Source organism: Enterobacter quasimori (genome assembly GCF_018597345.1).
GTDB lineage: Bacteria > Pseudomonadota > Gammaproteobacteria > Enterobacterales > Enterobacteriaceae > Enterobacter > Enterobacter mori.
Window position 1 is genome coordinate 128,551 of sequence record NZ_JAHEVU010000006.1, and the last position, 20,731, is coordinate 149,281.

Sequence of the window (20,731 nt, forward strand, 5' to 3'; positions counted from 1 at the left end):
AACCGTAGGCCGGGTAAGGCGTAGCCGCCACCCGGCATAAAACGGCGTCACTGCATCCCTAACAGCCCCGGCAGCCATAATGAAATTGCCGGGATGTACGTCACCATCCCCAGCACCACCAGCAGCATGCCGTAAAATGGCAGCATGGCGCGCACCACGGTTTCAATCTTCTGCTTGCTCACCGCGCTCGCCACGAACAGCACCGACCCAACCGGCGGGGTGATCAGCCCGATCCCCAGGTTCACCATCATGATCATCCCGAAATGCACCGGGTCGATCCCCAGCGAATTAGTTACCGGCAGCAGCACCGGGGTCAGGATCAGGATGATCGGCGCCATGTCCATCAGCGTGCCAATCAGCAGGAGCATGATGTTGAGGTACATCAGGATCACGTACTTGTTATCAGAGAGCGAGGTGAAGAACTCGGTGATGCGGGTCGGGAGCTGCATGTAGGTCATCACCGCACCAAACGCCGCCGCAAAACCAATCAAAATCATCACGATGGTGACGGTTTTCACCGTCCGGCACAGCAGCTTCGGCAGCTCGCTCCACTTATAATCACGGTAGATGAACATGGTGACAAAGAACGCCCACAGGCAGGCCACGGCGGCGGATTCGGTCGCCGTGAAGATCCCGGACAATATCCCGCCGAGGATGATCACCACCGTCATCAGCCCCCACAGGGCATCGAGCAATATCTTCAGCGCCTGCTTCAACGGGATTTTCTCGCCCTTCGGGTAGCCGCGCTTGTGGGCGAAGCCGAGGCAGAGGATCATCAGACATAACCCTAACAGCAGCCCCGGCAGCACGCCCGCGATAAACAGCGTGGCAATAGAAACCGTCCCGCCCGCGGCCAGCGAGTAAATGACCGAGTTGTGGCTGGGCGGGATCAGTATCGCCTGTACCGATCCGCTGGCGGTCACCGCCGCCGCGTACTCGCGCGGGTAGCCCTTCTTCTCCATCTCCGGGATCATCACGCTGCCGATAGAGGCCGTATCCGCCACCGACGACCCCGAAATTGCGCCGAAGAACGTTGAGGCGACAATGTTTACCAGCGACAGCCCGCCGCGAATAAAGCCGACAAACACGTAGGCAAAATTCACCAGCCGTCGGGCAATGCCCCCTTCCGCCATGATCGCCCCGGCAAGGATGAAGAACGGGATCGCCAGCAGGGTAAACTTGTTCACCCCGCTGGTGATCTGGATCATCAGCGCCTCCAGCGGCAAATCGATCCACAGCGCCCCCGCCACGGCGCTTAACCCGACGGCAAAGGCCACCGGCATTCCCAGCGCCAGCAGGATGGCGAGGGTGAATAACAAAATGAATGCATCCATTGTTCACCCCTTAACTGTGGTTGCCGATAAGCACGACGGGACGGTTTTCCTGCGAGCCAAACAGCAGGCGTTCAATCACAAACAGGATCAGAATGGCCGACCCGACGGGCAGCGGCAGATAGCTTTCGCCGGAGGTCAGGAGCGGGAACTCCGCGACGGGCTGTTCCCAGAGGTCGACGCACAGCCAGAGGCTGTACCAGAACATCAGGGCGGAGATCAGCAGCATCAGCAGGTCGACCACCCGGGCGCAGAGGTTTTTCAGCGCCTCGGGCAGACGGTCGGTGAGCATGTTTACCGCGATGTGTGACCCGGCGCGATACCCCACCGCCGCGCCAATAAAGGTAAAGGTCACCATGCAGATAATGGCGATCGGCTCCGGCCAGGACTCCCCGCGGTTGAGCACGTATCGCGAGAAGATGCCAATCGGGATCACGATCGTCATCACCAGCAGCGAGATGCCCGCCACGGTCATGGCGAGCAGGTACAGACGGTCCATCCACTTCAGGTAGAATTCGGACATACGTACTCCGTTTTACTGGACGTCAGCGATGGCTTTCATCAGATCCTGATGCTTATCGCCGTACTGGGCGCGCACCGGCTCTGTGGCTTTGATAAACACCGTTTTGTCGATGTCGTGGAACTGCACTCCACCCGCCTTCATTTTCGCCAGCGCCTGGTCGTTATAGACCTGCCAGAGCTTGCGCTGCTCGAACTGCGCTTCGCGGGCCAGCGTCAGGACCTTTTGCTGCTCGTCGGCGCTGAGCTTGTCCCATTTCACTTTTGAGTAGAGGAGCATTTCCGGGGTGATAAAGTGGCCGCTGAGGGTGTAGTTTTTGGCGACCGGCATGTAGTTGTGGGCGATAAAGGTTGGCGGGTTGTTCTCCGCGCCGTCGATCACCCCGGTCTGCATGCCGCTGTAGACTTCGCTCACGCCCATCGCGACCGAGTTTGCCCCCATATCCTTCAGCGTGGCGAGCGCTACCGGGCTACCCTGCACGCGGATTTTTTTCCCTTTCAGATCGTCCGGTTTAACGATCGGCTCTTTGGTGATCAGGTTACGGGTGCCGGAATCCATCCAGCCGAGGAACACCAGCTTCGATTTCGGGTTCGCGGTCAGCTTATCGCCAATCTGCTTGCCGATATCTCCGTCGATCACCTTGTGCATGTGGTCCTCATCGCGGAAGACGTACGGCAGCGTGAAGACTTCGATATCCGGCAGGATGGCGGCAACCGGCGCCATCGAGACGCGGATCATGTCGATGGCCCCCATCTGCGCCTGCTCAATCATCTGCTTTTCATCCCCGAGCACGCCGCCGGGGAAGACTTTGATCTCCAGCTTGCCGTCGGTTTGCTGTTTGAGTTTTTCACCCATGTGCTGAACCGCCACCACGTTCGGGTAGCCTTCGGGGTGTACATCGGCAGCTTTGATGGTTTGAGCAGAAACGGTGCAGGCAAAAGCAGACAGACACAGCGCGGCCAGTAACGGCTTGAGGGTCGTTTTCATCGGGTCAACTCCAGGGTAGTGAGATAAGCGTTAAAACGGCGTTTTATTTTTATACGCTTAAAAATTAGACTACGGCTGGAAAAGCGGAGGTGAAGCGCCTCACAAAAGCGCGAAAATTTGAAACGATGGTTTAGAAAGGTTTCCCCCTCTCCCCATGGGAGAGGGTCGGGGTGAGGGCATCTTGCCGCACTTACCCCTTACGAATCACATACCGGTACGGCAACGTTTCGGTCTGCTGCGCCACCAGCTCATGCTCCATAAAGGTACAAAAGCCGGGAATGTCGCGGGTCGTGGCCGGATCGTCTGCGATGATCAGCAGCGTTTCACCGGTCTGCATAGTGCGCACGGTTTTGCGCACCATCATTACCGGCTCCGGGCAGCGGAGGCCCTGGGCGTCAAGAGTGTGGTCGGGACTGGAAAACAGGTCGGTCATGGTCTTCTCGATCAAAATAAAACGGCTGTAGTTTACGCCCGGTTGCCGCCAATGCAAACCAGGTTAACGGTTGCGTGAAAATTAGCCATTGCAAAGTCCCGTCAAAGCAGTATCATGCGGCGGTTTTTATTGGGTTCCCTCACCCCAACGTATAAAAAGGTCACAATATGACGCAGTTTTCTCAATCGCAGCGCGTAAAAGCGTTGTTCTGGCTTTCGCTTTTTCATCTGCTGGTGATCACTTCCAGCAACTATCTGGTGCAGCTCCCGATCTCCATTTTTGGTTTCCATACCACCTGGGGCGCGTTCAGTTTTCCGTTTATTTTCCTCGCCACCGATCTGACCGTGCGTATCTTTGGCGCACCGCTGGCGCGTCGCATTATTTTCGCGGTGATGCTCCCGGCGCTGTTCGTGTCGTATGTGATCTCCTCCCTGTTCTACATGGGAAGCTGGCAGGGTTTTGAGGCGCTGACGCACTTCAACCTCTTTGTCGCCCGTATCGCCGCCGCCAGCTTTATGGCCTACGCGCTGGGGCAGATCCTCGACGTTCACGTGTTTAACCGCCTGCGTCAAAATCACCGCTGGTGGATGGCGCCAACGGCCTCCACGCTGTTCGGAAACGTGAGCGATACGCTGGCCTTCTTCTTCATCGCCTTCTGGCGTAGCCCGGATGCGTTCATGGCCGAACACTGGATGGAAATCGCCCTGGTGGACTACTGCTTCAAGGTGCTTATCAGCATTGTATTCTTCCTGCCGATGTACGGCGTGCTGCTGAATATGCTGCTGAAAAGGCTGGCAGATAAATCTGAAATCACCGCATTGCAGGCAGGTTAAAGGTTCGCTTTATCAGTTGTGATAAGATGAGCAAATGAGCCGCTATGGCCGTTTATCGAAAGGAAGAAGTCAATGCGCAATCTGGTTAAATATGTCGGGATTGGCCTGCTGGTTGTTGGCCTTGCAGCCTGTGATAACAGCGACACCAAAACGCCTGCACAGGGCGCGTCCGCAGAGAGCAACGCGACCGGGCAGCCGGTAAGCCTGCTGGACGGCAAACTCAGTTTCTCTCTGCCAGCGGATATGACCGATCAGAGCGGCAAGCTGGGTACCCAGGCGAACAACATGCACGTGTATTCCGACGCAACCGGTCAGAAAGCGGTCATTGTGATTGTGGGTGACGACACCACTGAAGCGCTGGGCGTGTTGTCCAAACGTCTGGAAGATCAGCAGCGTAGCCGCGATCCGCAGCTGCAGGTGGTGACCAACAAGTCTATCGAACTCAAAGGCCACACGCTGCAACAGCTGGACAGCATTATCTCTGCGAAAGGCCAGACCGCTTACTCTTCCGTGGTGCTGGGTAAAGTCGATAACAAACTGCTGACACTGCAGATCACGCTGCCTGCGGAAGACCAGCAGAAAGCGCAGACTGCCGCAGAAAACATCATTAACACCCTCGTGATTCAGTAATCTTTCACGAGGATGACGTGGCCTCCGGTGCGTGCACCGGAGGCCATTTTTTTAGCCGCCACGTCAGCATCAGCGCCAGCACCACCAGTCCTGCCGCCGCCAGATAGATAACCGGCACGCCGGCCCAGGCCATCACCAGCCCTGCCAGCGGCCCGGTGATCCCCAGCGACATATCCATAAACACCGTATAGGTGGCGAGCGCGGCCCCCTGATTTTGCTGCGGCACAGCTTTCACCGCCACCACGCCCAGCGCCGGGAAGACCAGCGAGAAGCCCGCCCCCGCAAGAAAGACGCCGATTTTCGCCATCCACGGCGCAGTGGCGATCCCGGTCAGCAGCAGCCCGACGATTTCGACCGCAAAGCAGATCATCGCCACGTTCAGCCCGCCCAGACGGTTAATGCCGTTCGGGAAGAGCAGACGCGCGCCGACAAACGCACAGCTAAACAGGGTTAAGGCAAAGGCCGCGCCGTCCCAGCCTTTGGCGTCGTAAAACAGGGTGATGAAGGTGGCGATCACCCCAAAGCCGGTGGTCGCCAGCGCCAGCGCCATCCCGTACGGCCAGACGCGCCCCAGCACCGCGCGAAACGGCAGCGGCTTGCCCTTGCTGGCCTTCACTTTCGGGCGCGGCAGCGCCAGCAGGATCGCCAGCAGCGCAACCGCCATAATGGTGAGGGACAGGCCGTACAGACCGCCCCAGGCGTAACACACCACGCCAAGCGGCGCGCCAATCGCCATGGCGCCGTAGGTGACAATTCCGTTCCAGGAGATCACCCGCCCGATGTGCGATGCGCCGACGACGCCCACGCCCCAGAGCGTTGACCCGGTCCCCGCCAGGCTTTGCCCGATGCCTAAAATCACGCGGCCCAGGCACAGCAGCACCAGACTGACCAGCGGCCACGCGCTGGCGGTGGCCGCCAGAAAGTAACCCAGCCCGCTCAGAAAGCAGCCACACAGCCCCACGACGACAATGCTCTTCGGCCCAAACAGATCGGCGTAGCGTCCCGCATGGGGGCGGCTTATCAGCGTCGCAAAGTATTGCAGGCTAATGACCAGCCCCGCCCAGAAGGCGCTGAAGCCCATCACGTCGTGAACGTAGCCCGGCAGGATCGCCAGCGGCAGGCCAATCGTCAGATAGCTGGCGAAGTTAAAAATCACAACAGAAACAATGCGCAGATTGAGGCGCACTCCGCTCAGTGCCGGTTCGGCGGAAGGTTCGGGCATGGGTTTAACCTGGATTTTTGCAACAGTGTTTCACTATTACCATGAAGAGAGATGAAAATCAGCAGTGACTTTCAGAGTAACACCCCAGACGAAGGGGATCCGGCGCACTACAATAAACAAGCCCCCCGAAAAAGGAATTCGTATGACAGCCAGCCCGCCCGATAAAGCAGGACTTCACATTTTGTTAAAACTCGCCTGTCTGGTCGTGATCCTCGCAGGTATCCACGCCGCGGCTGATATCATCGTTCAGCTGTTACTGGCGCTCTTTTTTGCCATTGTGCTCAACCCGCTGGTGACCTGGTTTTTACGCCGCGGCGTCAGCCGCCCGGTGGCGATTACTATCGTCGTCATCGTCATGCTGATCGTTTTGACGGCGCTGTTTGGCGTGCTGGCTGCCTCCCTGAGTGAATTCTCGACCATGCTGCCGCAATACAACAAAGCCCTCACCCGCAAGCTGATTGATTTGCAGGAGATGATGCCGTTTATCAACCTGCATATTTCGCCAGAACGGATGCTGCGCCGGATGGATTCAGAAAAGGTGATGACCTACGCCACCACGCTGATGACCGGCCTTTCCGGCGCGATGGCCAGCATTCTGCTGCTGGTGATGACGGTGGTGTTTATGCTGTTCGAAGTCCGCCACGTGCCCTACAAACTGCGCTTTGCGCTGAACAATCCGCAAATTCACATTGCCGGTTTGCACCGCGCATTAAAGGGCGTCACCAAATATCTGGCGCTGAAAACGTTATTAAGCCTGTGGACCGGGATCATCGTCTGGCTGGGGCTGATGCTAATGGGCGTGCAGTTCGCGCTGATGTGGGGCGTGCTGGCGTTTCTGTTAAACTACGTGCCCAACATTGGCGCGGTGCTCTCCGCCGTGCCGCCCATGATCCAGGCCTTCCTGTTTAACGGGTTTTACGAATGCATGCTGGTCGGGGCGCTATTCCTTGTCGTGCATATGGTGCTGGGGAATATTCTCGAGCCGCGCATGATGGGCCACCGGCTGGGCATGTCGACGCTGGTGGTGTTTTTATCGTTACTGATCTGGGGCTGGCTGCTGGGTCCCGTCGGAATGTTGCTGTCGGTACCGCTCACCAGCGTCTGTAAAATTTGGATGGAGACCACCAAAGGCGGCAGTAAACTCGCCATTCTGCTGGGTCCAGGTCGGCCAAAAAGCCGGTTGCCGGGCTAATCGCAGGGAAAGGGCTAAAAGAGACGTTTATTCGCATGCGCGCCCACAACATTGTACGATGTGCGCAGCTCATCGCGCTTGCGAAGAATAAGTCACAGAAACAGGTTTATCGCGGACGCGCGTAGATGAAATTTACACTCTCGATTATCGACTGGCAGGCACGAGCGCCAGGACTGGGCGATGCCGCTGCGTGGCAGGACTGGTCACACCAGTCTGACGCTATCGACCCCGCCGCGCCGCTGGCAAAACTGACCGACCTGCCGATGATGACCGCGCGCCGCCTCAACTCTGGCAGCAGGCTGGCGGTGGATATCGGCCTGGCGATGCTGCGAAAGCACCCGATTGACGCCGTCGTCTACGGCAGTCGCCATGGTGAACTGGAGCGCAATTACCGCATTCTGCAGGCGCTGGCGGCGGAAGAACCTGTTTCCCCAACGGATTTTGCCATGTCGGTCCACAATGCCGCCGTCGGTAATCTCACGATCGCCGCGCGTCAGCCGATTGTTTCCTCGTCGGTCTCCGCCGGTATGGATACCTTCCAGCAAGGTTTGTGTGAAGTATTAAGCCTGCTCCATGCGGGCTATTCCCGCGTGCTGCTGGTCGATTTTGACGGCGTCCTGCCTGCGTTTTATCACGCCGGGCTGCCGCCGCAGATGCCCGTCTGGCCGTATGCCCTGGCGCTGGTGATTGAAGCCGGCGATCGGCTCTGCTGCGAAACGCGTGGCGGAAGTGAAGGTGAAGAGCCCGCGCTGCCGCAAAGCCTCCAGTTCCTGCGCCATTACCTGAACGACGCGCCGCAATTTACCCTCTCTGGTGAACGCCTCCAGTGGCAATGGACACGTAAATGAGCGGACTGACTTCGCGTCTCGACCGGTTATGGCGCATGACGATGACCGGATTCTGCTTCGCGCTGTTCGGCCTCGGCGGGCTGCTGCTGTCGCTGGTGTGGTTTAACCTGCTGCTGCTTGTCCAGCGCGATCGCGCGAAGCGCCGCCAGCTGGCCCGCCGCAGCATTTCCGCCAGTTTTCGCCTGTTTCTCGCGGTGGTACGGGGGGTGGGGGTGCTGGATTACCGCTTCAATAACCTCGACGTGCTGCGCGCGGAGCGCGGCTGTCTGGTGATAGCCAACCACCCTTCGCTGCTGGACTACGTGTTCCTGGCGTCGGTCATGAACGAAACCGACTGCCTGGTGAAAAGCGCCCTGCTGCGTAACCCGTTTGTCAGCGGGACGATCCGCGCCGCGGATTATCTGATCAACAGCGAAGCTGAAACCCTGCTCTCCGCCAGCCAGCAGCGTCTGGCACAGGGCGATACGCTGCTCATATTCCCGGAAGGGACCCGCACGCGCGTTGGCGAAGCCATCACGCTGCAGCGCGGGGCGGCGAACATCGCCGTTCGCTGCAATAGCGCTGTGCGTGTGGTGGTGATCCACTGCAGCGAACGCATGCTGGATAAGCAAAGCAGCTGGTACAACGTTCCGCCCAACAAACCTTTTTTTACCGTGGATGTTCGCGAACGCATCAACATTCATGATTTTTACGATGCGAGCCAGCACGAACCCGCGCTGGCGGCAAGGCAGTTAAACCGGCATATGCAGCATCAGTTAACAACCGGTCTTCAATCTTTGTCAGGAACGAAAGATGCAAGCGCTCTATCTTGAAATTAAGAATCTCATTATCTCTACGCTGAATCTGGAAGAACTTACGCCAGAGGATATCGATACTGACGCCCCGCTGTTTGGCGACGGGCTGGGCCTGGACTCGATAGATGCCCTCGAGCTGGGGCTGGCTGTGAAAAATCAGTATGGCGTAGTGCTTTCTGCCGAAAGCGACGAGATGCGCCAGCACTTCTATTCCGTTGCCACGCTCGCGGCTTTTATCCATCAACAACGCGCCTGAGAATTTACCCGCTATGACTAACCAGGAAACGATTTATCAGGAAGTCTCTGCGCTTCTTATTACGCTGTTTGAAGTCGCCCCCGAGGACATCACCCCGGAAGCGCGCCTGTACGACGATCTGGATCTCGACAGCATTGATGCCGTTGACATGGTGGTTCACCTGCAGAAGAAGACCGGCCATAAAATCAAGCCTGACACCTTCAAAGCGGTGCGTACCGTCCAGGACGTGGTCGACGTTGTGGAACAGCTTCAGCGCGAAGCGTAACGTGCCTGCGATTCCATTCATCCCGATACTGACGGGGTTGATGCTGCTGGCATGGCCTTTTTTGATTGGCTTCGGGCTGGCAAACAACAATTTGCACGGGATACTGCCCGTGATAGCGCTTGTGCTGCTGTTGCGGGTCTGGCAGGTGCGCCGTCAGAGCGGCCCTCTGCGCAACATGATCCTGGGCGTTGCCCTCACGGGCGTGGCGCTGTGCGCGGCGAGCTATGTGCTGCACGCTCACCAGTGGGTGTTGTTTTATCCGGTAGTCGTTAATCTGGTGATGCTGGTGGTGTTTGGCGGGTCGCTGTGGACAACCATGCCGATGGTAGAACGATTTGCGCGGCTGCGTGAGCCCGCTCTCTCGCCCACCGGCGTCCGCTACACTCGCATCGTAACCCGGGTGTGGTGCGGCTTTTTTATCGGCAACGGCGCGATGGCGCTGTTTACCGTGTTACACGCCGACATACGCCTGTGGACGCTGTGGAACGGCATGATTGCCTACATCCTGATGGGCACGCTGATGGCCTGCGAGTGGCTGGTGAGGCAACGGGTAATGAAAAAAGATGCATAAACCGCTTCCGCTCAGCCAGTGGCTCAGCGCGCCCCGCCCTGACGATACGCCGATAGCCTGGCACGACGATGGCGTCTGGACGCTCGGCGATCTGCGTCACGACGTGACGCAGCTGGTTAACACGCTGCGTCAGGAAGAGGGCGAGCGCTGGGCGCTGTGCGTGGAAAACGGCTATCTGTTTACGGTCGCCCTGCTGGCGACGCTGCACGCGGGTAAAACGCCCGTGCTCCCCGGGCACAGCCGGGCCGCGCAGCTTAACGAACAGCGGGATTTGTTCAGCGGCGTCCTGAGTGACACCGCGCTCGGCTTCTCGGGGCGACAGCGGTTGGTGGCCTCCACGCCGCGGACTGACGGCGGTTTTTCCCCGCTGCCAGCCATAGACGATACGCGCGCCATCGAGCTTTTCACCTCCGGCTCCACCGGCGCGCCGCAGCGGGTGGTTAAGCCGATTGTCAGTCTGGATCGTGAAGCCCGCTTGCTGGCGGAACAGTTTGGCGATCGTCTTGCGGGCTGCCATGTTGTCGCCTCCGTGGTGCTGCACCACCTGTATGGCCTGACGTTTCGTGTCGTCTTACCCATGGCGCTCGGCCTGCCGTCACGGACCAGGCTGCTCAACTATGCCGAGCAGCTCTCGGCCCTGCCCCACGACAAACGCTATCTTTTTATCAGCAGCCCGGCCTTCCTCAAGCGGCTGGATACGGCCCTGACGCCGCCCCCCGTTGCCCTGCTCATTTCCGCCGGTGGCGTACTGCCCTGGCGGGATATCACCGCGTGTCAGGGCTGGCTCAACCTCTGGCCCGATGAAATCTACGGCAGTACCGAAACGGGAGTCATGGCCTGGCGTCACCGTCAGGATGAGACAACGCGCTGGCAGCCGTTCCCCGGCGTGACGTTTCACGACGGTCGCGTCACGTCGCCGCTGATCCACGAGCCGGAAGGCGTCATGCTGGATGATAATTTACACTTCGCGGCCGACGGGCAGTTCAGCATCGTTGGTCGCCGTGGGCGGGTGGTCAAAATCGAAGACAAACGCATTTCGCTCGATGAGATTGAGCAGCGCCTGCTGGCGCTGGAAGGCATCTGCGACGCCGCCGCGCTGGCGGTGACGCGCGGGGGGCGTCAGGGCATCGGCGTGCTGCTGGTGCTCAGTGACGACGCGCGAGTGCACAGGGAAAGCGTGGGGAAAAATGCCCAGGAATCCGCCTGGCGCCGCGCCCTTCGCCCCTGCCTTGAACCGGTTGCCGTGCCCCGCTACTGGCGGATCGTCGATGAAATCCCGGTCAACAGCATGAACAAGCGTGTGACTGCGCAGCTACAGGAGTTATTTCATGAAGATCCATGAAATCGAACGCCGCCAGCCCGATGCGACGCATCTGGAGATCGACCTCTATCTGGATCCGGCCCTGCTCTGGTTTAAGGGGCATTTCGCCGTTCAGCCCTTGCTCCCCGGCGTGGCGCAGCTCGACTGGGTCATGGACTACGCCACCACGCTGCTGGCACCGGGCTACCGTTTTCACAGCATTCAGAACGTAAAGTTCGCGGCCCCGCTGCTGCCGGAGAACACGGTGACGCTGCTCCTGGCCTGGCAGCCCGAACGCCAGACGCTCACCTTCAGCTACCAGCGCCATGCCGGTGACGAACGCCATACCGCCAGCAGCGGGAAGATTCGCCTATGTCAGTAACCTTCCGCCCCTGCGTGCTGATCCCGTGCTACAACCACGGGGCGATGATGGCCTCGGTGCTGGCGCGCCTCGCGCCCTTCGATCTGCCCTGTCTGGTGGTGGACGACGGCAGCGATGACGCCACGCGCCGCGCGCTTGAAGCGCTGGCGGCAAGCCATTCGCAGGTCACGCTGCTGCGGCTGGCAGAAAACAGCGGGAAAGGGGCGGCGGTTATGCAGGGTCTGCAAGCCTGCGCAGAGCGCGGCTTCACCCACGCGATTCAGGTGGACGCCGACGGTCAGCACGCTATCGAAGACATTCCCAAACTGCTGGCGCTGGCGGAGCGTCACCCTGAGGCGTTAATTTCCGGCAGGCCCGTTTACGATGACTCCATTCCCCGTTCGCGCCTGTACGGACGGTGGATAACGCACGTCTGGGTGTGGATTGAAACCCTGTCGCTGCAGCTAAAAGACAGCATGTGCGGTTTTCGGGTCTACCCCATCGCGCCGGTGCTGCGGCTTGCCGCGCGCGCGCCGCTCGGTAAACGGATGGATTTTGATACCGAAGTAATGGTGCGGCTCTACTGGCAGGGCAACACCAGCTATTTTCTGCCCACCCGCGTGACCTATCCGCCGGACGGGCTATCCCATTTCGATGCGCTAAAAGACAACCTGCGCATTTCGCTGATGCATACCCGCCTGTTCCTCGGCATGCTGCCGCGCATTCCCGCTCTGCTGATGCGCCGCCGCTCGCGGCACTGGGCGCAGCAGCAGGAGGTGAAAGGGCTGTGGGGAATGCGTTTGATGCTGCGCGTCTGGCAGCTGCTGGGGCGTAACGCCTTTACCGTCCTGCTGTGGCCGGTCACCGCCGTATACTGGCTGACCGCCCGCGCTGCGCGTCAGGCGTCACGGCAATGGCTGACGCGCGTAAAGGAGGTGATGGCGCAGCGGCAGATGCCTCAGCCTCCTCGCCTGCACAGCTTTTTCCACTTCCTGCGTTTTGGTCAGGCCATGCTCAACAAAGTGGCCAGCTGGCGCGGCGAAATGAAGCTCCATCGCGATCTGGTCTTTGCACCGGGTGCGCAGGCCGCGCTGGGTCTGGACGATCCGCGGGGCAAACTGCTGCTCGCCTCGCATCTTGGCGACGTAGAAGCCTGTCGGGCGCTGGCGCAGCGCGAAGGCGGGAAAACCATCAACGCGCTGGTCTTCAGCGATAACGCCAAACGCTTTAAGCAGGTGATGGAAGAGATGGCCCCGCAGGCGGGCATTCACCTGATGCCCGTGACCGACATCGGCCCGGATACCGCCATCCTCATCAAAGAGAAGCTGGATCGCGGCGAATGGGTCGCCATTGTGGGCGACCGCATCGCCGTTACGCCGCAGCGCGGCGGCAGCTGGCGCGTGATATGGAGCGACTTTATGGGCCAGTCCGCGCCGTTCCCGCAGGGGCCGTTTATCCTGGCGTCTATTTTGCGCTGCCCGGTGGTGCTGATTTTTGCCCTCTGCCAGCAGGGGAAACTGACCCTGCACTGCGAGCCCTTTGCCGACCCGCTGCTGCTGCCGCGCGGCGAACGCCAGCAGGCGCTGCAGCAGACCGTCGATCGCTATGCGCAGCGGCTGGAACATTACGCCCTCATGTCGCCGCTCGACTGGTTTAATTTTTTCGATTTCTGGCAGCTGCCAGAGGTCAACGAGAAGGAGTAAAGGGTGCTGACCGATCCCCGCTTTACGGCTGAAGTCGAGATCACCGTTCCGTTCCACGACGTCGATATGATGGGCGTGGTCTGGCACGGCAACTATTTCCGCTACTTTGAGATCGCCCGCGAGGCGCTGCTCAACCAGTTTAATTACGGCTATCGCCAGATGAAGGCCTCGGGCTACGTCTGGCCGGTGGTGGATACCCGCGTGAAATACCGCGACGCGGTGACCTTCGAGCAGCGCATCCGCGTGCGCGCCCACATCGAAGAATATGAAAACCGCCTGCGCATCGCCTATCAAATCTTCGACGCGCAAACCGGAAAACGCACCACCACTGGCTACACCATTCAGGTGGCGGTGGATGAAGCCAGCCGGGAGATGTGCTTTGTCAGCCCGGCAATTCTGTTTGAACGTATGGGGATCGCACCATGAAATGGATACCGCTTCTCGCCCTGCTGATTAGCCCGCTGGTCAGCGCGATGACGCTGGACGAACTGCAGCAGCGCTTTGCGGAACAGCCGGTGGTGCGCGCGCACTTCGAGCAAACCCGCACCATCAAGGACATGCCACAGCCGCTGCGCTCGCAGGGGGAGATGCTGATCGCCCGCGACAGCGGCCTGCTGTGGGATCAAAAAGCGCCGTTTCCGATGACGCTGCTGCTGGACGACAAGCGGATGGTGCAGATCGTTAACGGTCAGCCGCCGCAGACCATTACCGCCGACACTAACCCGCAGATGTTCCAGTTCAACCACCTGCTGCGGGCGCTGTTTCAGGCCGACCGCAAGGCGCTCGAAGAGAACTTCCGCATCGATTTTAAAGACCAGGGGGAAGGCCGCTGGTCGCTGGTGCTGACGCCTGTGACCACGCCGCTGGACAAGATTTTCGCCACCCTCGATTTGCGCGGTGCCGCGTACCTGGAATCGATTCGACTAAACGATAAGCAGGGCGACACGACCGATATCGCCCTGTCCCGCCACCAACTGACGCCCGCCAGCCTGACCGATGCCGAACGCCAACGCTTTGCCGCACCGTAAATCCCTGCGCCCGGCGCTGCTGTGGGCCATGGTATGCCTGATCCTGTTGGGCGTACTGGTCGCGCTGCTGCCCGGCGCGCGGCTGAACAGCAGCGTGCTGGCGATGTTGCCGAAACAGACGCTCGGGGCGATCCCCCCGGCGCTCAACGACGGATTTATGCAGCGTCTCGACCGCCAGCTCGTCTGGCTGGTCAGCCCCGGCAAAAAGCCAGACCCGCGCGTGGCGCAGCAATGGCTGGAACTGCTGCAGCGCAGTCACGCGCTGAATGCGGTGAAAGGGCCAATGGACGCCGCCGGGCAAAAAGCCTGGGGTGATTTCTTCTGGCAGCACCGTAACGGCCTGATCGATCCCGCCACCCGGGCGCGCCTGCAACACGGCGGGGATGCGCAGGCCCGGTGGATCCTGTCCCAGCTCTATTCCGCCTTTTCCGGCGTGAGCGGCAAGGAGCTGCAAAACGATCCGCTGATGCTGATGCGCGGCTCACAGCTCGCCCTCGCTCAAAACGGCCAGAAAATGCAGCTGATGGACGGCTGGCTGGTCACCAAAGATGACGCCGGAAACTACTGGTATCTGCTGCACGGCGAACTGGCGGGGTCGTCGTTCGATATGCAGCAAACCCACCGGCTGGTCACCACCCTTAAGGCGCTGGAAGAGACGCTGAAAACGCACTCCCCGCAGGCGCAGCTGCTCTCTCGCGGCACGGTATTTTACAGCGATTACGCCAGCCAGCAGGCCAAACGGGATATTTCCACGCTCGGCGTCGCCACGGTGCTCGGGGTGATCCTGCTGATTGTGGCGGTGTTCCGCTCCGTGCGCCCGCTGCTGTTGAGCATGCTCTCCATTGCCATCGGCGCGCTGGCGGGCACGGTGTTTACGCTGCTGCTGTTTGGCGAGCTGCACCTGATGACGCTGGTGATGAGCATGAGCATCATCGGTATTTCGGCAGACTATACGCTTTACTACCTCACGGAGCGGATGGTGCACGGCGCTGACGACTCGCCCTGGCACAGCCTGTCGAAGGTACGCAATGCGCTGCTGCTGGCGTTGCTCACCACCGTCGTCGCCTACCTGATGATGATGCTGGCCCCCTTCCCCGGCATCCGCCAGATGGCGGTATTTGCCGCGGCGGGGCTGAGCGCCTCGTGCCTGACGGTGATTTTCTGGCATCCGTGGTTGTGCCACAGAATGCCGGTTCGCCCGATTCCCGCGAAAGGTTTTATGCTGCGCTGGCTGAACGCCTGGCGTAGCAGCAAAACCCTGTCCGTGGGGCTGCCGCTGGCGCTGGCGCTGATTTCCGCCATAGGAACAGGCAGCTTACGGGTCGACGACGATATCGCCCAGCTTCAGGCGCTGCCGAAAGACATTCTGGCACAGGAAAAAACCATTACCGCCCTGACCGGGCAGAGCGTCGACCAAAAGTGGTTTGTGGTGTACGGCGCGTCGGCTCAGCAAACGCTGGAGCGGCTGGAGGCCTTTACCCCGGCGCTGGCGCAGGCGCAAAAAGCGGGCGATATGGCCCACTGGCGCACCCTGCCGCTGAACTCGCTGGCGCGTCAGAAAAGCGATCTGCAGCTTCTGCACAGCGCCGTACCAGCGGTGACAACAATGTTGAAAAGCGCGGGGCTGAACAGCGTCACACCCAATCTGGACGCAATGCCGGTTAGCGTTGAGGCCTGGCTCGCCAGCCCGGTCAGCGAAGGCTGGCGGCTGCTGTGGCTGACGTTGCCCAACGGCGAAAGCGGCGTACTGGTCCCGGTGGATGGCGTGAAAAACAGCACGGCGCTCGGCAAACTGGCGGCCAGCCATGAGGGCGTTGCCTGGGTCGACCGCAAAGCCAGCGTCGACAGCCTGTTTGCGCTCTACCGTTCGCTGCTGACGGGCTTACTGTTCGTGGCGCTGGCGGTAATTGCCTGCGGCGCGATGATGCGCCTCGGCTGGCGCAAAGGGGCGATCGGCCTGGTGCCCTCCCTGCTCTCGCTCAGTTGCGGGCTGGCGGCGCTGGCCGTCGCGGGCCATCCGGTGAATCTGTTTTCGCTGCTGGCGCTGGTGCTGGTGCTCGGGATTGGCATCAACTACACGCTGTTTTTCAGCAACCCGCGCGGAACGCCCCTGACCGCGATGCTGGCGATTACGCTTGCCATGATGACCACGCTGCTGACGCTGGGCATGCTGGTGTTCAGCACCACCCAGGCCATCAGCAGCTTTGGCATTGTGCTGGTGAGCGGTATTTTCACCGCCTTCCTGCTCGCCCCGCTGGCGATGCCGACGACGAAAGAGAGAATACGATGATCCGATTTTACCGCCTGGCGATATGTCTTCTGGCGCTGCTGCTGTCAGGGTGTAGCCATTCGCCGAACCGCGATGACGCGCTGCCCGAGGCCTGGCTTCAGCCGGGCACCCGCGTGACGCTACCGCCGCCGGGTATCACCCCGGCCATTAGCTCGCAGCAGCTGCTGACCGGCAGGTTCAACGGACGCACCCAGTCGCTGCTGGTGATGCTGAATGCTGACGGGCAGAAGGTGACGCTGGCCGGCCTCTCCTCCGTGGGGATCCGTCTGTTCCTCGCGACGTATGACAATACCGGTATCCATACCGAACAGTCGGTTGTGGCGCCGGAGCTGCCGCCCGCCAGCCAGGTACTGGCGGACGTGATGCTCAGCCACTGGCCGCTCAGCGCCTGGCAGCCGCAGTTGCCGAAAGGCTGGACGCTGAACGATACTGACAGCAGACGCGAGCTGCGCAACCCCGACGGCAAGCTGGTCACGGAGATTGTCTACCTGCAACGCAAAGGCAAACGTGAGCCGATTAGCATCGAGCAGCATGTTTTTAACTACCACATCACCATTCAATATCTGGGTGACTGAGATGATCTACCTTTCTGCCGTTGGCATGGTCAACGCCCTGGGCAACTCGGCTGATGAGATTGCGGCAAACCTGACCGCAGGCGTTGCGCCGGGGATGCGTCACCGCACAGGCTGGCTGCAGGGCGTGCCGGATGCTGTGCTGGGCGGCGTGGAGGGCGTGCTGCCGTCAATACCGGACCACCTGTCGGCGCATCGCAGCCGTAACAACCAGCTGCTGCTGGCGGCGCTGGCGCAGATCCAGCCTGCCGTCGATGCGGCCATCGCGCGCGTGGGACGCGACCGCGTGGCGGTGGTGCTTGGCACCAGCACGTCCGGGCTGGACGAAGGTGACGCGTACGTGCGCCTCTCTCGGAGCGGCGAGGAGAGCCCGCAGTGGCAATACCCGCAGCAGGAGCTGGGCGATCCGTCGCGCTTTCTCGCAGGCTGGCTTGAGCTGGACGGCCCGGCATATACCATTTCGACCGCCTGCTCCTCCAGCGCGCGGGCAATCATCAGCGGCTGTCGTTTGATCAACGCCGGGCTGGTGGATGTCGCCATTGTGGGCGGTGCCGACAGCCTGAGCCGCATGCCGGTTAACGGGTTTAACAGCCTGGAGTCCCTCTCGCCAACCCAGTGCGAACCCTTTGGCCGTGACCGCCGGGGGATCACCATTGGTGAAGCGGCGGCGCTGATGGTGCTAACCCGCGAGCCGGGAGAGATCGCGCTGCTGGGCGCGGGTGAATCCAGCGATGCGTATCATATTTCCGCGCCGCACCCGCAGGGTGAAGGGGCCATCCGCGCCATCACGCAGGCGCTGAACGAGGCGGGCATGACGGCGGATGATATCGGCTATATCAACCTGCACGGCACCGCCACGCCGCTTAACGATCGCATTGAGGCGCAGGTGATCCACGATCTGTTTGGCGAACGCGTGCCGTGCAGTTCCACCAAACATCTGACCGGCCACACGCTGGGCGCCGCCGGGATCACCGAGGCCGCGCTAGGCTGGCTGATCCTGACCCGCAACCTGCCCCTGCCGCCGCAGGATTTTTCCCGCTACGCGCAGGACGACACGCTGCCCGCCTGCGGACTGCTGCACGCGCCTGCCCCGCTGAAAAAACCGGTCATCCTGTCGAACTCGTTCGCGTTTGGCGGCAACAACGCCAGCCTGCTGCTGGGGAGAGTGTGATGGAATATTTATCTCCCGCCGGGTATCTTCCTCACGACGCGCCCATGATGCTGCTGGAGACCGTCGAGAGCGTCACCAACGACGGTGCAGCGTGCAGCGTCACGGTGAGCGGGCGCGGCGTGCTCGCTCCGTTTCTGAACGCCGACGGCGACCTGCCGGGTTGGTTTGCGCTGGAGCTGATGGCGCAGACCGTCGGCGTCTGGTGTGAGTGGCATCGCCTGCAAAAAGGGCTGCCGCACAGCCCACTGGGCATGGTGCTGGGCGCGCGTGAGCTGGTATGCGCCGCAGGGCTTTTTACCGCAGGCACCACGCTGACCATTACCATCGAACGGCTGATGCAGGATGAACGCTTTGGCAGCTTCGAGTGCGTCATCCACGCGGATAACGCCTCCCTTGCCACGGGCCGGGTGAACACCTTCCAGCCGAGCGAAGAAGAATTAACATCACTTTTCAATCAGGGAACGCCATCATGAGATCCGTACTGGTCACCGGTGCCAGCAAAGGCATTGGCCGCGCTATTGCCCTTCAGCTTGCGGCTGACGGTTTCACCGTGGGCGTGCATTACCACCGCGATGCCGCTGGCGCACAGGAGACACTCGACGCGATTGTTCAGGCGGGCGGCACGGGCCGTTTACTTGCCTTCGACGTGGGCAACCGCGAGCAGTGCCGCGCGGTGCTGGAACAGGAAATAGCTGACCACGGCGCATGGTATGGCGTGGTCAGTAACGCAGGCATCACCCGCGACGGCGCGTTTCCGGCGCTCAGCGAGGATGACTGGGACAGCGTGATCCACACCAATCTCGACAGTTTCTATAACGTTATCCATCCCTGCATTATGCCGATGATCGGCACCCGCAAGGGCGGGCGGATTATCACCCTGTCGTCGGTTTCTGGCCTGATGGGCAACCGCGGGCAGGTGAACTACAGCGCCGCCAAAGCCGGGATTATCGGGGCCACCAAAGCGCTGGCCGTTGAGCTGGCGAAGCGCAAAATCACCGTGAACTGCATCGCGCCGGGGCTGATTGATACCGGCATGATCGAGATGGACGAGGCCGCCCTGAACGCGGCAATGTCGATGATCCCGATGCAGCGTATGGGCCACGCTGACGAAGTGGCCGGGCTGGCGAGCTACCTGATGTCAGACAAGGCGGGCTATGTGACGCGCCAGGTGATCTCGATTAACGGAGGTATGCTATGACGCGCCGCGTCGTGATTACCGGCATGGGCGGCATCACCGCGTTTGGCGAAACGTGGCCGACCATTTCACGCCGCCTGCGCGGGTATGAAAATGCGGTGCGCACCATGTCTGAATGGCAGGCGTATGACGGTCTGCAAACCCTGCTGGCCGCGCCCATTGAGGACTTCACCCTGCCGGATCGCTACACCCGCAAGCGGATTCGGGCCATGGGTCGCGTGTCGCTGCTCTCTACCCGCGCCACCGAGCTGGCGCTGGAGCAGGCGGGCCTGATCGACGACGCCGTGCTGACCAGCGGTCAAACCGGCATCGCCTACGGCTCGTCGACGGGCAGCACCGGGCCGGTGAGCGAATTCGCGTCCATGCTTATGGAAAAGCACACCCATAACATCACCGGCACGACCTATGTGCAGATGATGCCGCACACCACCGCCGTCAATACGGGACTGTTCTTTGGCCTGCGCGGACGGGTGATCCCCACCTCGAGCGCCTGTACCTCCGGGAGCCAGGCGATTGGCTATGCGTGGGAGGCTATTCGTCATGGTTATCAAACCGTGATGGTGGCGGGCGGTGCGGAAGAGCTTTGCCCCTCGGAAGCCGCCGTTTTTGATACCCTCTTCGCCACCAGCCAGCGTAACGACGCGCCCAAAACCACGCCGTCGCCTTTCGACAGCCAGCGCGACGGTCTGGTGATTGGCGAAGGTGCAGGCACCGTCATTCTGGAAGAGCTGGAGCACGCCAGAGCGCGCGGTGCGACAATTTACGGCGAGATTGTGGGCTTTGCCACCAACTGCGATGCGGCCCATATCACCCAGCCCCAGCGTGAAACCATGCAGATTTGTATGGAACAGTCGCTGGCGATGGCGGGCCTGAGCCCTCTGGATATTGGCTACATTTCCGCCCACGGCACGGCGACCGATCGCGGGGACATCGCCGAGAGTCAGGCCACCGCCGCCATTTTCGGCGACAGCGTGCCCATTTCATCCCTGAAAAGCTATTTTGGCCACACGCTGGGCGCGTGCGGGGCGCTGGAAGCCTGGCTGAGCCTGGAGATGATGCGCGAAGGCTGGTTCATTCCAACGCTCAATTTAAGACAACCGGATGAGCAATGCGGCGCTTTAGATTATATTATGGGGGAAGCCCGTCAGATTGACTGTGAGTATCTGCAAAGCAATAACTTCGCATTCGGCGGCATCAATACTTCGATAATCATTAAACGCTGGGCGTAA

General features: G+C 60.7%; 23 protein-coding genes and 1 pseudogene. 19 read left to right on the forward strand and 5 right to left on the reverse strand.

Annotated elements, in window-relative coordinates; genetic code table 11:
* Window positions 1-47 precede the first annotated feature (47 nt).
* The 4 genes from KK102_RS19985 to tusA form a co-directional block, all read right to left on the reverse strand.
* Entirely contained in the window at window positions 48-1,334 is a 1,287-nt protein-coding gene (locus tag KK102_RS19985; RefSeq protein WP_216358288.1) for a TRAP transporter large permease, read from the reverse strand.
* Window positions 1,335-1,344: 10 nt separating this feature from the next.
* Window positions 1,345-1,854 carry a TRAP transporter small permease gene (locus KK102_RS19990; protein ID WP_126545890.1) on the reverse strand — a complete coding sequence of 170 codons (510 nt, stop codon included), beginning with the start codon at window positions 1,852-1,854 and terminating at the stop codon, window positions 1,345-1,347.
* Between the two features lie 12 nt (window positions 1,855-1,866).
* Window positions 1,867-2,838 (reverse strand): TRAP transporter substrate-binding protein, encoded by a 972-nt coding sequence (locus tag KK102_RS19995; protein ID WP_216358289.1) that lies wholly within the window; start codon window positions 2,836-2,838, stop codon window positions 1,867-1,869.
* Window positions 2,839-3,028: 190 nt separating this feature from the next.
* Window positions 3,029-3,271 carry a sulfurtransferase TusA gene (gene tusA / locus KK102_RS20000; protein WP_010436523.1) on the reverse strand — a complete coding sequence of 81 codons (243 nt, stop codon included), beginning with the start codon at window positions 3,269-3,271 and terminating at the stop codon, window positions 3,029-3,031.
* A 167-nt stretch (window positions 3,272-3,438) separates the two neighbouring features.
* Between tusA and KK102_RS20005 the strand changes: the two genes are divergently transcribed.
* Together KK102_RS20005 and KK102_RS20010 are read left to right on the forward strand one after the other, a co-directional pair.
* Entirely contained in the window at window positions 3,439-4,104 is a 666-nt protein-coding gene (locus KK102_RS20005; RefSeq protein WP_010436525.1) for a 7-cyano-7-deazaguanine/7-aminomethyl-7-deazaguanine transporter, read from the forward strand.
* A 72-nt stretch (window positions 4,105-4,176) separates the two neighbouring features.
* Window positions 4,177-4,734, forward strand: coding sequence for a DcrB family lipoprotein (locus KK102_RS20010; protein ID WP_216358290.1), 558 nt, complete (start codon window positions 4,177-4,179; stop codon window positions 4,732-4,734).
* Between the two features lie 4 nt (window positions 4,735-4,738).
* On the opposite strand, the pseudogene KK102_RS20015 reads toward KK102_RS20010, so the two are convergent.
* Window positions 4,739-5,999 (reverse strand): annotated as a pseudogene (locus KK102_RS20015) (MFS transporter).
* Between the two features lie 99 nt (window positions 6,000-6,098).
* Between KK102_RS20015 and KK102_RS20020 the strand changes: the two are divergent.
* The 17 genes from KK102_RS20020 to KK102_RS20100 all read left to right on the forward strand — a co-directional run bounded on the left by KK102_RS20020 (window position 6,099) and on the right by KK102_RS20100 (window position 20,731).
* Complete coding sequence (locus KK102_RS20020) at window positions 6,099-7,148, forward strand: AI-2E family transporter (RefSeq protein ID WP_126545894.1); 1,050 nt, start codon at window positions 6,099-6,101, stop codon at window positions 7,146-7,148.
* Between the two features lie 125 nt (window positions 7,149-7,273).
* Complete coding sequence (locus KK102_RS20025) at window positions 7,274-7,996, forward strand: beta-ketoacyl synthase chain length factor (RefSeq protein ID WP_216358291.1); 723 nt, start codon at window positions 7,274-7,276, stop codon at window positions 7,994-7,996.
* Window positions 7,993-8,808, forward strand: coding sequence for a lysophospholipid acyltransferase family protein (locus KK102_RS20030; protein WP_216358292.1), 816 nt, complete (start codon window positions 7,993-7,995; stop codon window positions 8,806-8,808). Before KK102_RS20025 ends, KK102_RS20030 begins: the two co-directional genes overlap by 4 nt.
* Window positions 8,789-9,046 (forward strand): phosphopantetheine-binding protein, encoded by a 258-nt coding sequence (locus KK102_RS20035; RefSeq protein WP_010436544.1) that lies wholly within the window; start codon window positions 8,789-8,791, stop codon window positions 9,044-9,046. The genes KK102_RS20030 and KK102_RS20035 overlap by 20 nt, the downstream gene beginning before the upstream one ends.
* A gap of 13 nt (window positions 9,047-9,059) precedes the next feature.
* Window positions 9,060-9,311 carry an acyl carrier protein gene (locus tag KK102_RS20040; RefSeq protein ID WP_010436547.1) on the forward strand — a complete coding sequence of 84 codons (252 nt, stop codon included), beginning with the start codon at window positions 9,060-9,062 and terminating at the stop codon, window positions 9,309-9,311.
* Entirely contained in the window at window positions 9,283-9,882 is a 600-nt protein-coding gene (locus KK102_RS20045) for a COG4648 family protein (RefSeq protein WP_216358293.1), read from the forward strand. The genes KK102_RS20040 and KK102_RS20045 overlap by 29 nt, the downstream gene beginning before the upstream one ends.
* Window positions 9,875-11,224 (forward strand): class I adenylate-forming enzyme family protein, encoded by a 1,350-nt coding sequence (locus tag KK102_RS20050; RefSeq protein WP_216358294.1) that lies wholly within the window; start codon window positions 9,875-9,877, stop codon window positions 11,222-11,224. Before KK102_RS20045 ends, KK102_RS20050 begins: the two co-directional genes overlap by 8 nt.
* Window positions 11,211-11,564 (forward strand): ApeI family dehydratase, encoded by a 354-nt coding sequence (locus tag KK102_RS20055; RefSeq protein WP_216358295.1) that lies wholly within the window; start codon window positions 11,211-11,213, stop codon window positions 11,562-11,564. The genes KK102_RS20050 and KK102_RS20055 overlap by 14 nt, the downstream gene beginning before the upstream one ends.
* Window positions 11,555-13,246 carry a glycosyltransferase family 2 protein gene (locus tag KK102_RS20060; RefSeq protein WP_126545900.1) on the forward strand — a complete coding sequence of 564 codons (1,692 nt, stop codon included), beginning with the start codon at window positions 11,555-11,557 and terminating at the stop codon, window positions 13,244-13,246. Before KK102_RS20055 ends, KK102_RS20060 begins: the two co-directional genes overlap by 10 nt.
* 3 nt (window positions 13,247-13,249) lie before the next feature.
* A complete protein-coding gene (locus KK102_RS20065) occupies window positions 13,250-13,672 on the forward strand; it encodes an acyl-CoA thioesterase (RefSeq protein ID WP_100167327.1) in 423 nt (140 codons plus the stop codon).
* The gene (locus KK102_RS20070; protein WP_126545901.1) at window positions 13,669-14,274 is read left to right on the forward strand and encodes an outer membrane lipoprotein carrier protein LolA; all 606 of its coding nucleotides are present in this window, start codon (window positions 13,669-13,671) and stop codon (window positions 14,272-14,274) included. Before KK102_RS20065 ends, KK102_RS20070 begins: the two co-directional genes overlap by 4 nt.
* A complete protein-coding gene (locus KK102_RS20075; RefSeq protein WP_216358296.1) occupies window positions 14,243-16,564 on the forward strand; it encodes an MMPL family transporter in 2,322 nt (773 codons plus the stop codon). Before KK102_RS20070 ends, KK102_RS20075 begins: the two co-directional genes overlap by 32 nt.
* The gene (locus tag KK102_RS20080) at window positions 16,561-17,139 is read left to right on the forward strand and encodes a DUF3261 domain-containing protein (protein ID WP_216358297.1); all 579 of its coding nucleotides are present in this window, start codon (window positions 16,561-16,563) and stop codon (window positions 17,137-17,139) included. Before KK102_RS20075 ends, KK102_RS20080 begins: the two co-directional genes overlap by 4 nt.
* A 1-nt stretch (window position 17,140) precedes the next feature.
* Window positions 17,141-18,307, forward strand: a complete 1,167-nt coding sequence (locus tag KK102_RS20085; RefSeq protein WP_216358298.1) for a beta-ketoacyl-[acyl-carrier-protein] synthase family protein — start codon at window positions 17,141-17,143, stop codon at window positions 18,305-18,307.
* Window positions 18,307-18,780 carry a hotdog family protein gene (locus KK102_RS20090; RefSeq protein ID WP_126545905.1) on the forward strand — a complete coding sequence of 158 codons (474 nt, stop codon included), beginning with the start codon at window positions 18,307-18,309 and terminating at the stop codon, window positions 18,778-18,780. Before KK102_RS20085 ends, KK102_RS20090 begins: the two co-directional genes overlap by 1 nt.
* Complete coding sequence (locus tag KK102_RS20095; protein WP_126545906.1) at window positions 18,774-19,505, forward strand: 3-ketoacyl-ACP reductase FabG2; 732 nt, start codon at window positions 18,774-18,776, stop codon at window positions 19,503-19,505. Before KK102_RS20090 ends, KK102_RS20095 begins: the two co-directional genes overlap by 7 nt.
* Window positions 19,502-20,731 (forward strand): beta-ketoacyl-ACP synthase, encoded by a 1,230-nt coding sequence (locus tag KK102_RS20100; protein ID WP_126545907.1) that lies wholly within the window; start codon window positions 19,502-19,504, stop codon window positions 20,729-20,731. Before KK102_RS20095 ends, KK102_RS20100 begins: the two co-directional genes overlap by 4 nt.